8 protein-coding genes, 2 tRNA genes and 2 rRNA genes are annotated in these 13,951 nt (G+C 48.1%); 11 read left to right on the top strand and 1 reads right to left on the bottom strand.

Annotated elements, in window-relative coordinates:
• Positions 1-258 precede the first annotated feature (258 nt).
• The 3 genes from ACK3SF_RS00790 to ACK3SF_RS00780 all read left to right on the top strand — a co-directional run bounded on the left by ACK3SF_RS00790 (position 259) and on the right by ACK3SF_RS00780 (position 3,617).
• Positions 259-1,732, top strand: a 16S ribosomal RNA gene (locus tag ACK3SF_RS00790).
• Positions 1,733-1,951: 219 nt separating this feature from the next.
• Positions 1,952-2,590 (top strand): class I SAM-dependent methyltransferase, encoded by a 639-nt coding sequence (locus ACK3SF_RS00785; protein ID WP_414837923.1) that lies wholly within the window; start codon positions 1,952-1,954, stop codon positions 2,588-2,590.
• 121 nt (positions 2,591-2,711) lie between these two features.
• Positions 2,712-3,617 carry a hypothetical protein gene (locus tag ACK3SF_RS00780; RefSeq protein WP_414837922.1) on the top strand — a complete coding sequence of 302 codons (906 nt, stop codon included), beginning with the start codon at positions 2,712-2,714 and terminating at the stop codon, positions 3,615-3,617.
• A gap of 27 nt (positions 3,618-3,644) precedes the next feature.
• Here ACK3SF_RS00780 and ACK3SF_RS00775 read toward each other — a convergent pair.
• Positions 3,645-3,718: transfer RNA gene (locus ACK3SF_RS00775), tRNA-Ala, on the bottom strand.
• 468 nt (positions 3,719-4,186) lie between these two features.
• On the opposite strand from ACK3SF_RS00775, the gene ACK3SF_RS00770 reads away from it, so the two are divergent.
• The 8 genes from ACK3SF_RS00770 to argS all read left to right on the top strand — a co-directional run bounded on the left by ACK3SF_RS00770 (position 4,187) and on the right by argS (position 13,919).
• Positions 4,187-7,138 (top strand): 23S ribosomal RNA (locus ACK3SF_RS00770).
• A 190-nt stretch (positions 7,139-7,328) separates the two neighbouring features.
• Positions 7,329-8,291, top strand: coding sequence for a LamG domain-containing protein (locus ACK3SF_RS00765; RefSeq protein ID WP_414837921.1), 963 nt, complete (start codon positions 7,329-7,331; stop codon positions 8,289-8,291).
• A gap of 664 nt (positions 8,292-8,955) precedes the next feature.
• Positions 8,956-9,120, top strand: a complete 165-nt coding sequence (locus ACK3SF_RS00760; protein ID WP_414837920.1) for a preprotein translocase subunit Sec61beta — start codon at positions 8,956-8,958, stop codon at positions 9,118-9,120.
• A gap of 27 nt (positions 9,121-9,147) precedes the next feature.
• Positions 9,148-9,266: transfer RNA gene (locus tag ACK3SF_RS00755), tRNA-Arg, on the top strand.
• A gap of 72 nt (positions 9,267-9,338) precedes the next feature.
• A complete protein-coding gene (locus ACK3SF_RS00750) occupies positions 9,339-10,013 on the top strand; it encodes a hypothetical protein (protein ID WP_414837919.1) in 675 nt (224 codons plus the stop codon).
• A complete protein-coding gene (locus ACK3SF_RS00745; protein ID WP_414837918.1) occupies positions 9,989-10,786 on the top strand; it encodes an arginase family protein in 798 nt (265 codons plus the stop codon). Before ACK3SF_RS00750 ends, ACK3SF_RS00745 begins: the two co-directional genes overlap by 25 nt.
• Before the next feature lie 24 nt (positions 10,787-10,810).
• Complete coding sequence (locus ACK3SF_RS00740) at positions 10,811-12,229, top strand: trehalase family glycosidase (protein ID WP_414837917.1); 1,419 nt, start codon at positions 10,811-10,813, stop codon at positions 12,227-12,229.
• 55 nt (positions 12,230-12,284) lie between these two features.
• Entirely contained in the window at positions 12,285-13,919 is a 1,635-nt protein-coding gene (argS, locus tag ACK3SF_RS00735) for an arginine--tRNA ligase (RefSeq protein WP_414837916.1), read from the top strand.
• The last annotated feature ends 32 nt before the right edge of the window (positions 13,920-13,951 follow it).

Raw genomic sequence — 13,951 nt, 5'->3', positions numbered from 1 at the left:
ACCCTTTATAAGGTTTAACGGGGACTGTTTGTTTACCCGCTTGGGAGACTGAGTGGGATATAGTCCGAGAGGACCAAGATGAGCGTCATATTTTTGATGTGATGTAGGAGAGACTCGATCATGTAGATCATTTAGAAGCACACTCTTTGAGTGTGCTGCAGTGTTCCGGTTACCTTTTGTGGGGTAGCCGGCTTGAGGAAGCCTTTTGTAGAGGTTTCTGATTGCAACCTGTCCAACCCAACCTTTGTTGTGTTGGCAATTCTGGTTGATCCTGCCAGAGACTACCGCTATCGGAGTCCGATTTAGCCATGCTAGTCCACCGATTCGTTCGGGGCATATAGCTGAGTAACATGTGGCTAACCTACCCTATGGACGAGAATAACCTCGCTAACGTGAGGCTAAGACTCGATAAGAAAGAGGTACTGGAAAGTCCTCTTTCCGAAACGTTCCGACGCCATAGGATGGGGCCGCAGCTGATTAGGTTGTTGGTGAGGTAACGGCTCACCAAGCCGATAATCAGTAGTAGCCGTGAGAGCGGGAGCTACCAGTCGGCTTCTGAGACAAGAAGCCGGACCCTACGGGGTGCAGCAGGCACGAAACCTTCACAATGCACGCAAGTGCGATGGGGGGACTCCGAGTGCGGTCTTCCAAAACGGAAGGCCGCTTTTCTGTACTGTAAGGAGGTACAGGAACAAGGGGTGGGCAAGACTGCTGCCAGCCGCCGCGGTAATAGCAGCATCCCGAGTGGTAGTCATTATTATTGGGTTTAAAGTGTTCGTAGCCGGCCATGCAAGTCCGCTGTGAAATCCAGGCGCTCAACGTCTGGACGTGCAGCGGATACTGCATGGCTAGGGACCGGACGGCGTCGAGGCTATTCCAAGGGTAGGGGTGAAATCCTAAAATCCTTGGAGGAGCACCTGTGGCGGAAGCGCTCGACGAGTACGGATCCGACGGTGAGGAACGAAAGCCAGGGGAGCAAAGCGGATTAGATACCCGCGTAGTCCTGGCTGTAAACATTGACTGTTTGATGTCGGACAACCTCCGAGGTTGTCCGGTGCCGAAGTGAAAACGTTAAACAGTCCACCTGGGGAGTACGGTCGCAAGGCTGAAACTTAAAGGAATTGACGGGGGAGCACCACAACCGGTGGAGGCTGCGGTTTAATTAGATCAAACGCAGAGCACTCTACCAGAGCCGACAGCAGAATGAAGGTCAGCTTGAAGAGCTTACCTGACGCGCTGAGAGGAGCTGCATGGCCGCCGTCAGCTCGTGCTGTGAAGTGTCCGGTTAAGTCCGGTAACGAGCGAGACCCACATCCGATGTTGCCAAGGAGCCGTTCGCGGCTTCGGCACTCGTCGGAGACCGCTGGTGATAAACCAGGGGAAGGTGTGGGCCACGGTAGGTCAGTATGGCCCGAATGCTCTGGGATACACGCGGCCTACAATGGCCGGGACAAAGAGATGCGACTCCGAGATGGAGAAGCTAATCTCCTAAACCCGGTCGTAGTACGGATCGAGGCCTGCAACTCGGCCTCGTGAAGGCGAAATCGGTAGTAGTCGCTAGTCATCATCTAGCGGCGAATAAGTCCCTGCTCCTTGTACACACTGCCTGTCAAGTCACCCGAGTCAGGTTCAGACGAGGACTCCGCCTAGCGGAAGACAAGTCTGAGCTTGGCAAGGGGGGCTAAGTCATAACAAGGTAGCCGCTGGGGAACCAACGGCTGGATCACCTCCAAAGAACTAGTTTCCCGGGATCAAAATCCGGGAAACACGTTCACTTTCATTTCAACGTCTTGAGTCTCTCCTACTTTTTTACTCATCTTCTGACAGAAAAATTTCTTCCAATCCTATTCTGCAGCTATAATAGAATCTTTACCTAGATGCAAGAATTTTTTCTCAGAGGCCTGTACTCGAGAAATACTAATTAAACTTGTTGTTACTTCCAAGTCATATGATGAGAGATAATGTGGAGGGAGTTTCCCGAGAAGTCTGGGAGGGAAGACAGATGACTGACGAGAACGGCTTCTACGGACGACATACCAACTTTGGAGGACGATACAGAAAAATAGAGGCCGCTGTAGAATCAGAGCTAGACATCGATAATTACGATTCAATAAATATACTTGACGTTGGGACTTCGAAGGGAAAAGCTCTCAACACGATGATCGGAAATCTTGATGATAAATACGACACAGATTTTGTTGCTACAGGCCTGGACGCAAGCCCGGAACATGCAAGCACTGCGGATAGACAGCCAGAGATCCATCACGGAGTTGCCGGCGATATAAACTCTCTTCCATTCCCGGACGGGAGCTTCGATATCGTTATCTGCAACGCACTTATCCCTTATCTTCCTGACAACAGCGAAGAAGTGGAATACACAGACAATAATCCTCACTACGAGGCCTTGACAGAAATAGAAAGAGTTCTTGGATCAGAAGGCGTTGCAGCAGTAGAGCTTGTGAACGACAGGCCTTACGAGGAACAGTACATTTTTCATCCTGACGAAATGGAGAAATTGCTGGATGAAAATAGCTCAGAAAGATCCCTGGAGTTCAATGACGGAATTCGTTTATCCGAGGAAAGTTTCTAGAGAAAATTTGCTATAGAGAAATACAGTCATCATCCAACCAATCCCATTAAACAGGCTCTTCCAACGGTTCAAATGCTATAACCAAAAATAAGTAAAAGCTCTCAAAATCATTGAATCTTTTATGAGAACTAATCTGATCTTGATTATTTTAACGGCCATAGTTGTTGTTTCTTCTGGATGTGTAGACTCCACAAATCCTACAAACCAGAATAATAGTTTAGAAAATTCTTCCGATAGTCTAGACTCGGAGAAGGATAAGGAAAATACTGAAACAGCTTCCACAGAGAAACCAGATTACTCGAAATTTGACATAATTGAACTGGAGGCTCCTAATGATGCCCGGATAGGAAGCAGGTTTAATTTGACAATCCAGGTTGAAAATATTGGAAATGAATCCAGCAAGTTTTCAACAAATATTCTGATAACATCCAGAGACAACGATTCGTTTAGAAAATATAAGGACGTGGAAAGCCCAGAAGTAGTAGAACCAAATCAGGAAACTTCGTTCAAAATACCTCTCAGCTTCAATAACCTGGATACCTATACTTTCTCGGGTATGACACAGCACATGAGGTATGAGAACAAAAGAGCCAAATTAGCAGATACAGGCATTGAGCCTCCATCAATAGAGCTAGGTCAGTCTGTGGAAAACAATCAGGATATATTAATGACTGCGGAGAACCTCAGATTCGAGGACGCCGATGAAGAAGGAAAACATATTGCAGTTATCGATTTCTCAGCCAGAAACAACGCCGATGAACCTAAACAGCTTCCATCAAGAACAGATTTCGAATTTATCGCGGCTTTTAAGGGAAAACTGGTGAACGTAACCGAGTTTGGTAAAATGTACGAAAGCAGTCAAGTACAACCAGGAGAAACATCAGAAGGCACACTAACATTCCAGCTATCCGACAACTATGGAAAAGAAGACTTCGATAAACTCGAATGGAGAGTCACGGACAAAACTGAAGAAGGCCTTGAAATAGGACAAGACGCAGTAATATGGAATCCTAAAACACAGTCATAGAATAAACCTGAATAACAAGGACTTGCTTGGACCCTCAGGGATTTGAACCCTGGGCCTTCCCCTTGCAAGGGGGACGTTCTGCCAGGCTGAACTAAGGGCCCTTTCTTTCGTTAATTAGTGGTTGCCAGTAAATTTTTTTAAGTGATGAGTAGGCGTTGAATTTCACGCCGGCGTTCCCTATTTAAAGTTTAAGGCCCTGTTTTTGGTTGCGGACAGTCCGATGGGGTGAAAGCCTTGAGAGGACGCCTGGTATATAAAGGTTAGTTCCGTTTGTTTGGTTACGAAGGTTAGTCTCACTGTGCTTGATAGGCCAGTTGTTTGGGACTGTTTACGTATAAGGGGCGTCAATGATTTGATGTCCTTAGCACGAACCCCTCGCCTGAATTTGTTATGTGGGCGAGAGTAGTGCACACCTGAGAACACGTTGCCACGTGTACGACGTTTCGTGTCGTTGGATCTGGGTGTAAGTAGGGTTTGACCATTAAATCGCAATTTTAGTGCTTAGCCTGGTATGCAGTGATTTTCTCGAGCTCTGCTCGAGAGTGGAGCATATCAAGCTGGTACCTGAAGTTGGATTGCGACGACGCCGGTCAGCGGATGGCTCGGTTCGAGAAGCCGATGAAGGACGTGGCAAGCTGCGATAAGCTTGGGTGAGGCGCATGCAGCCTTTGAGCCCAAGATTTCTGAATGAGATTTTACTCACACCTCCTCGGAGGTGTAGCCCGTCAGGGCAGGTAACGCGGTGAATTGAAACATCTTAGTACCCGCAGGAAAAGAAACCAATATGGGATTCCCTTAGTAGCGGCGAGCGAAGAGGGAGTAGCGTAAACTGAACGCTTTTCCGAGAGGAAAAGTGGATGTGGTTTTGGTCTTCTTTCTGAACCGAATGGCGAAGCCTAACTCCTCTGGAAAGAGGGACCATAGAGAGTGATAGTCTCGTGGGCGGTTGCCAGGACGTTCTCCGAAGTACCACAAGTAGCTTGGGTTGGAAATCCTAGGTGAAGATGGGAGGCATTTCCTTCCAACGCTAAATACTTCTCGAGTCCGATAGCGCACTAAGTACCGTGAGGGAAAGCTGAAAAGTACCCCTAGAAAGGGGGTGAAAAGAGCCTCAAACTGACTGGTTATAGGCTAGATATGGCATTAAAGCGTCGACGCCTGTGAAAGAATCACTGGAGACGGTGTAGTATGAATCAGGTAGAGCGGTGTCATATCATCCGTTTTGAAAAACGGGGCAGGGAGTGTACCGTCGTGGCGAGGCTAACCACCGTTTCGGTGGGGAGTCATAGCGAAAGCAAGAAGCCCGCAGCACGTTTTACGTGTCAGGGGCCTCGTGTTAACGTGCGAGAAGTCACCACGGTACGATCCGAAACTGGTCGATCCTGGCCTGGGCAGGGTGAAGCGGCGCGAAAGCTCCGTGGAGGCCCGACAGCGGTGCTGCGATACAAGCGCTCGCGTGACCTGGGTCAAGGGGTGAAATGTCAATCGAGATCAGTGATGGCTGGTTCCTTTCGAAATGAGCCGAAGTTCAGCCTCAAGCGAGGTGGTTATACAGGTAAAGCAACTGATTCCGGAGCCTGGAGGTTTTACCTCCAGACTGGAGTCAAACTCTGAACTGTATAACGCCGTAGACCTTGGGAGTGAGGGCGGGTGAGTAAGTTACCCGTCCGAGAGGGAAACAACCCAGAGCAAGGTTAAGGCCCCCAATTCTTGACTAAGTGTCATTGAAGGATGTCGCGGTTCTCAGACAGTGGGGAGGTTAGCTTAGAAGCAGCTACCCTTTAAAGATAGCGTAACAGCTCACCCATTGAGAACTGTGGCGCCGTAAATGGACGGGGCTTAAGTCAAGAGCCGATACCTTGTCACCGAGTTTTTAACTTGGTGGATAGGAAGGCGATCCGCGTGGACGGAAGCATGGACGTGAGTTCGTGTGGACCGCGTGGATATGAAGATCCTGCCGGCAGTATCATCGTAACAGGAGATGAGAATTCTCCTCGTCGCAAGAGTAAGGGTTCCTCTGCAATGTTCGTCAACAGAGGGTTAGTCGGTCCTAATCCAGACCGTAATTCGAATTTGGAGAATAGGGAAACAGGTTAATATTCCTGTACCTACTCACATTAACTGACGATTTGGGATAATGAAAGCTGCGCCTTCGCGCAGTCGAAACCGTTAAACCGGGCGAGCGTAACGCTTCGACCCCGGCGAATCGGTGATCGGCCTGGGAATAATCCCGGGTTTTCACGAATCCTAGATCCCTTGAAAAGGTGTGAGAGACCGTACCCAGAACCAGCACAGGTACTCTGGCTTCATAGGCTAAGACGTATCGGGTTTAATGCAGCTTAGGGAATTCGGCAAGTTAGCCCCGTACCTTCGGTATATGGGGTGCCTATCGTCTTGATACGATAGGTCTCAGTGACTAGGGAAGCTCGACTGTTTACTAAAAACATAGCCGACTGCTAGTCCGAAAGGATTTGTATAGTCGGCGACTCTTGCCCAGTGCCAGTACCTGAACACTCCGTACAAGGAGACGAAGGGCTGGTAAACGGCGGCGGTAACTATGACCGTCTTAAGGTAGCGTAGTCCCTTGCCAATTAATTGTTGGCCCGCATTAATAGGGTAACGAGGTTTCCACTGTCCCAAGCTGTAGCCCGGTGAACCCGCCGTACCGGCGCATAGGCCGGTGACTCCCGGTGGGAAGCGAAGACCCTGTGAACCTTTACTGCAGTCTTACGTTGCTGCGGGGTTCCAAGTGTGAAGTGTAGGTAGGAGACATTACAGAGGTGCAGCCGCTAGGCTGTCGCCCAGTCGACCATGGGACACTACCCACTTGGAACCCTGCGGCTTACCTCTACGGAGGGACAGCGTAAGCTGGGCAGTTTAACTGGGGCGGTATCCATCTGATAATCAATCAGATGGGTCCAAAGGTAGGCTCAGTCCGGTCAGAAATCGGACGTAGAGTACAAAGGCAAAAGCCTGCCTGACTGGTCTCTCGATAGCAGGGGGACCAGGCGCGAAAGCGTGGCTTAGCGAACGCCTACAGCCAAGTCATGAGGCTTAGGCCTGACGAAAAAGGTACTCCAGGGATAACTGGATTGTCTGCGGCGCGAGTTCACATCGACCCGCAGGCTTGTTACTTCGATGTCGGCTCTCCGTATCCTGGCTGTGCAACCGCAGCCAAGGGTGAGGGTGTTCACCTATTAAAACGGATCGTGAGCTGGGTTTAGATCGGCGTGAGCCAGATCTGTTGCTATCTGCCGGGAGCGTTTACACGGTCTGAGAGGAAAGTTCGGACAGTACGAAAGGAACCCCGAACTGAGGCCTCTGGTGTATCTGTCATCCGAGAGGGTGGGCAGAGTAGCTACGCCTCACAGGTGTAAGAGCTGAATGCATCTAAGCTCGAAAGCCTCCTCTAAAAGAGACCGTTTCCGCTCTCATACAAGATGAGTTGATAGAGTGGCGGTGTAAGATCCAAGGCAACGAGGATTTCAGCCGACCACTACTAATCGCGGGTTCAATCTAACGGACGGTACCAGCTTGAGCTCTAACACTTCAAAGTTAGATCATGAAAATCTACAGGATTTTCAGCTCAAACTAGTGCTAAGCACTGGTCAAACCCTATCCCCTTATACGAACTTCTTACTTATTCAATTCCAAGATCCTTCCTTAGAAGCAAACACAATAATTAAACAGCAGAGTAGACAACTTCTATACGTGAACAAGACAAAAATCACAGGCCTATTACTGGCTGCATTACTACTCTCCTCAACAGGCCTCGCTGCACTTAATCAGGGATTAGAGGCCTACTGGAAGTTCGACTCCGGATCAGGAGACACAGCAAAAGATAGTTCGGGAAATTCGAACACCGGGAGTATAAGTGGAGCGTCCTGGACTCAAGGAAAATTCGGAGAGGCCTTGAGTTTTGATGGAGTTGATGATCGTGTTGATATACCTGATAGGATAAACAACGGCGGTTTCACTATTTCTCTATGGTTCAAGCCCGAGGGAAGTGACTGGGGTGGTAGTCTTTACGACATGAGTAATGATCCTCGATACTTCTACGTCAGTGCACAGTCCAGTCAGATGCAGTGGTACATGGAAGACAGTGAAGATGATGATATGCAGATAACTGTGAACGAGAATTTTGGAGAGGCCTGGCACCATGTAGTAGTCACCGGGAAATACAACAGCGATGGCCCTCATGAAGTGTTCATAAACGGAACCAAGAAGGCCTCAAACAACCTGTATCTTACATCTAAGCCTTCTCTGGCCAGTCCAGAGCTCGGTAGTGAAACAGACAGTTACGGTTCACCTGGAGATTTCAACGGAGTTATAGATGAAACAAGAGTCTACAACCGTGTCCTGTCAGATTCAGAGATACAAAATCTTTCCGAATACGATCCTGGCTTCTGCAATGCGAGAGGCCTCAACAATGAATGTATAATGAATGAGACTAATGATCTTGAACCGGATACTTACAATGTTAACTCCATATTTCAGTCCACTTCCAAAGCCGAGCTGAACTCTCTCAATGGTCAGGCCCACATCAATATAACTAATTCTACAGAGATTTCAGGCCTGTGGCAGGGCAGCTTCTTTATCGATACTGAGAGGCCTAGACTTGTTTCAGGAGCACGTTTCAGGCCTGTTAACGGAGACATAGCTATCGGTAGCTGAAGCTCTGATTTAAAAATTTTCTGCTTTAAGTCTTGTCTATAACGTCAGGGAGAATGTTCTTCCTGGAAGATGGTTTGACTGAAATCGCTGCCCGAAGGCCTCAGGCCTTTTCAAGAACTGCTTAACAGCGGGAAAGGGTGAGTGAGGAAAGTCCTGACATCCGCTCTGTTCCGCAAGGGATGGAGTTGTGAGAAAACTGTCGTAAGACGGTTTTCGGTGTGGCGGACGCAAGTCCGTGGGCCGGAAGGTCTCACCAGACGCGTTGAAACCTCTTTAATCAGGGGATAAACCGTCTGAAACCTGCAGCAGAAACGACACGTCCCTTTCCGAGGGATGATGGAGCAAAGTTTACAGATGACATTTCGAAGGCCTTGAAACGGCTTTCATGTCTCAAGCTCCTGATCAAAGACGAAAGAGGGATCGTTGAAACGGGGCAGGACACACGATGCAAGCGCCAGAGACGCGTGCAAGTGCGAACTCATGGAGTTCTAAACAAAGGAAAGCTCCCAGAGTTCGCCAAGTTAAATGCAGTCACAGCAACAGAATCAGGCTTACTACCATCTCCCAGGAAGAACTAACTCTTCCTTTCGCTACAAGACAGTTTTTTCCAGGAGGCCTCTCATAGAAAGTCACCTTTTTTGAATTTAACCACGTGTTAAGTATTATGGCACAGAACCAGCAGCAGGGCGGAGCACTTCCATCCTCACAGGGAGGCCTAGTGCAGTATTTTGACGCCGACTCAGGATTTGAGATAGATCCCAAGACAGTTATCATGTCAGGAGTCCTGATCTCAGCACTCGAACTTATAGTTCATACAGGTATTATTTAACGCCAGCTACTGGTTACAGATAATCACGGGCCCGTAGCTCAGCTTGGACAGAGCAACCGGCTTCTACCAGAAACATCTTCTGAACGTTTTTCAGGAGGCCTCTGGAAGACACCGGTAGGTCGAGGGTTCAAATCCCCCCGGGTCCGTAACATCTCCACAAAGATTTTTCTCAATCAAACTGAATTATTCTTTAAACTTTAGAGCTCACCTGTGTATCTATGGAGGCCTTGTTCGGATATGGAAGCCTGATACTTCCGATGTCAGTGCTTGGAAGATTTGATGAAGAGCTGAGAAGCCGCATCGATGAGTTACGTGAGAACGGAGGGGCCTCAAAGGAGTTCCTGAATTACTACATGAGTGAAAGGCCTGTAGAGAAATGGAAGGCTTCCGATCTGCACATGGTGCCTGCGAAGATATATGGATTGAAGCGAAGCTACTCTCTGGAAGTTTACGACTCCGGGAATATGCTTGTTGCCGAAGAGGCCTCAAAGGATGAATTCATCAACGGCGTCGTGATTTTTCCACTGGATAAAAATCAGGTGGATAAGATCTCGGAAACTGAGGAAGGCTACAGGACAGTTGAGAAGAAAAGAGATGAAATCGAGAGTTACATACCGGAAGAAAAATTGAGTGAGAAAGGTGTAGAGATCCCCGATAAGGTCAAAGTGTACGTCGCCGATGAAGAGGTCGAAGAAGTCAACAAAGATACTGAACGAACACGAAGTGAGCCGTACCATCAGTACATCGTGAACGGTATCCGGATGATCGCGGAAGAATGGTACACTGATGAAGATCAGAAGCAGAAGCTTGTAGAAGATTTTATGAGTGATTTCCGGAAGACAACTTTCGAAATTGATGAAAACATGGAATGGAAGAGGATGATCCAGAAATGAAAACAAACACGCCTGAAGACGCAGAGGCCTTGATACAGAAACTATCCAGCGACATGGGCATCCACAGAAATCCGAGGAAGGGGACACTGAATGCTCCAGAGGAGATTCTGGAAAGCATGGAGTTCGATGAGCAGATATTTGTATCTGAAATCTTTCCGGACGAATTCTCACTTGAAAAAACTCACGACAGGATTTCCAGCAACACAGAAGATATTCTCGACTATGGGAGGCCTCTGGTCTCTATCGGCGGCGATCATTCCGTAACTTTCCCTGTACTGGAGGCCTTGAAGGAAAAATTTCCGGATATGAAGCTTGTGTGGCTGGATTCTCATCTTGATCTTAAGGAGAAAGTTGATGGCCATGTGTCCCACGACGTCGTGGTACGTGAACTTGTAGAGAAAGAAATTTTCAGGCCTGAAGAAATAGTCTTCGTCGGAGTCACAAGGACGGATCACGACGAGGAAAAATTTCTGGACGAACACGACATACAGATTTACAGGCCTGAAGAGGTAGACCTGTTCCTGGATGAATGGAGTTCTGGAGAGGCCTGCTATCTAAGCGTTGACATCGATGTCCTGGAAGAAAGTGAGGCTCCTGGCACCGGTTATCCTGATGGCCAGCTGTCTGTACAGGAGGTCGAGAAAGTGATAGAAAAGACGAGTCCACGTTATTCCGACATTGTTGAGGTCGCACCTTCACTGGATAGAGAAAAAGTGACGGTCGAAAACGCCAGGAAGATACTTTCGCTACTGGTCTCCGAAGCAACGGATTAAAATCAGAGACCCCCATAAGTTTACGTGAAAGATCAAGAACTTCTCACCGACAGCGAACTGATGAGGAAAGTACAGAAATCAGAGATTTTCAACGATTCAAAGACTTTTGTTGACTCCATACCTCTCAGAGAACCGGAAAAAATAGCTGAAGATGCTCCCGAAGAGATAACAGATAAATTCATACGTGAAAACTTCCGATTACCATCAGAGAAAACTTTAAACAACACAGAAGGCCTTGAAATCGAAGATTACATTCAGAGAACATGGAAGAACCTTACAAGGAAGAAAAAAGAAGATGAAGGAACATTCATAGGCCTGGAGAATCCTTTTCTCGTTCCCGGAGGACGTTTCAGGGAGACTTACTACTGGGATTCATACTTCACAGTGCTCGGGCTCAAGGCCTCAAATCTGGATGAAAGCATCCAGGACACTGTGGAAAATTTTGCGGATCTGATCGAGAGATACGGCTTTATACCAAACGGGAACCGTACCTACTACCTCGACCGTTCGCAGCCACCTTTCTTCGGAGAGACGCTGAAAGTACTTGAACAGGTGAAAGATTTCAAAGAGGCCTCAAAATTTACAGAGGATCTCGAGAAAGAATACAGGTTCTGGATGGAGACTGAACACTGTATACAGGTTGAAGGATCAGATCTGAATCGTTACTGGAGCAGCAGCGAAGTTCCAAGGCCTGAATCCTTCCGTGAAGACTCTTTAATCGGCGAAAAATCTTCAAGAGAATCTGAACTTTTCAGGGATGTCCGTGCAGCCTGTGAATCAGGCTGGGATTTCAGTACTCGCTGGATAAAAGGAGAAGGCCTGGAAGATATACATACTACCGATTTTGCAGCTGTAGATCTTAACTCTATACTGTACGGCATGGAGAGCCAGCTTGCGGAGTGGTACCGGCTGAAAGGCCGGGAGGAGAAAGCAGAAGAGTTCCAGAATAGAGCGGATAGAAGGAAGGAAAGTTTTGACAGGTTTTTCTGGAGCGATGAGAGAAACTTTTACTTCGACTACGATACTTCAACTGGCGAAAATTCCGATAGCTGGACCATTGCTGGAGTTTTTCCGCTTTACTTTGGCCTTGCAAGCCAGAAACAGGCAGAGAAGGTAGCAGACACCCTGAAGGAAAAATTCCTGGAGGACGGAGGCCTGAAAACTACTCTGAGTGAAGGCCAGCAGTGGGATAGTCCGAATGGCTGGCCACCGCTGCAGTACATGGCTGTGAAAGGCCTCATGCGGTACGGGGAAGAGGAGCTGGCGGAGAAGATTCGTTCCCGGTGGATCGAAACGTGTGAAAATGTTTTCCGCAGTGAAGGAGTGATGCTGGAAAAATACAACGTCGTGAATCCTGGCGAGGATGTGAAGGACGGTGAGTACAGTAATCAGGTCGGGTTCGGATGGACTAACGGAGTCTACCTTGCACTGAAAGATCTTTGAGGCCTCCGGGGATTTTTGGCAACAGTTTTGAAACTTGACAGGTAACAGGTTTTCTATGAAGAGTATCAAGCAGAGGCTGGCCTCGGAGATAACGGAGAAAATCGGTGCAGAAGTTTCAGTTAAAGATATTGAGAGGCCTGAACCGGAGCACGGAGACTTCGCCTATCCTGTGATGAAGGCGGCCTCTGAGCTTGGTGAAAATCCTCGAGGCCTCGCTGAAGAAGTTTCAGGAGAGCTTGAAGACATGGACTTCGTGGAGAAAGTCGATGTCGCAGGCCCAGGGTATCTGAATTTCCATCTGGACAGCGATTTTTTCGCACAAGAGGTTTTCGATACTGTAGAATCAGAGAAATTCGGTTTCCAAGATAAAGACGACAAAATTCTTGTAGAGTTTTCATGTCCAAATCTTGCGAAGCCTATGCATATCGGCCACCTGCGCAACAACTGTCTAGGTGATTCCCTCCAGCGTATTATGCGTTTCGTCGGCTACGACGTTACTTCAGAGAACTACATCGGCGACTGGGGTACGAAACACGGACAGGTGATCTACGCGTTCAAAAAATGGGGCTCCCGGGAAGAGTTCGATGAAAACCCTATGGAGCACATGTACAAACTTTACGTCAGGCTTCACGACGAAGCCGACGAAGAAGATAAGGAAAAGGCCCGTGAATGGTCCAAAAAGATTGAAGACGGTGATGAAGAAGCCGTCGAGCTCTGGAAGATGTTCAGAGAAGCTACGATCGAGTACAACAAAGAAGACTACGAACGCATGGATATAGAGTTCGATCGCTGGACAGGAGAATCTGTAGTAGCCGAAGAGGCCCAAGAGATAATCGAAGAAGGCCTCGAGAAAGGAATTTTCGAGAGAGACAACGATGGATCAGTCTACGTGGAGTTCGAGGACGAAAAATATCCAAGCACTATCGTGAAGCGTAGCGATGGATCGACTCTGTATCTTTCACGTGATATAGCGAATATCCGGAAGCGTGAACGCGAAGGATTCGATCAGAATCTCTACATAGTTGCGAACGAACAGAATCTGCACTTCCAGCAGCTTTTCGAGATCGCTGAAGAATTCGGAATAGATCTTCCGAGCGAACATGTCTCCTATGGAATGCTGCATCTGGAAGAAGGCTCCATGAGCTCCAGTAAAGGAAATATAATCAAGTTAGACGATGTGATCGATAAAGCAGTAGAAAAGGCCTCTGAGATCGAGGGACGCTCCGTCGGCAACAGTGAAGCAGTAGGCCTGGGAGCTGTAAAGTACGCAAATCTTTCCGTTTCACGTTCAAAGGATATAGAGTTCTCATGGGATGAAGTACTGACTTTTGAAGGCGATTCAGGGCCTTACCTGCAGTACTCGAATACTCGTGCGAAAAGCATCCTCCGGAAGGCCTCTGAAGACGGTGAAGTGAAAGGAGAGTTCACTGAAGAAGAGTACAGGCTTCTGAGAAAGATCTCCGAGGTTCCGGAGAAGATCGAGAACGCTGCAGAGGAGCGTGAGCCTGCCAAGGTTGCGAACTATCTATCAGCGCTGTGTGAAGAGTTCAACAGCTTCTATCACAGCTCTCCAGTACTTGATGCCGATGAGGAAGACATGTTGCGGCGTCTGAAACTTGTAGAGGCCTTTGTAGATGTCACCGACACCGGGCTTGATCTTCTGGGCATCGAAGCTCTGGAGGAGATGTGAACTAATAAAACTGGCTGTCTTCAAAGATTGAT

The organism is Candidatus Nanosalina sp. VS9-1 (assembly GCF_047555085.1).
GTDB lineage: Archaea > Nanohalarchaeota > Nanosalinia > Nanosalinales > Nanosalinaceae > Nanosalina.
The sequence above is the reverse complement of the archived record's forward strand: the minus strand, read 5'-3'. Positions and strand labels throughout refer to the sequence as shown.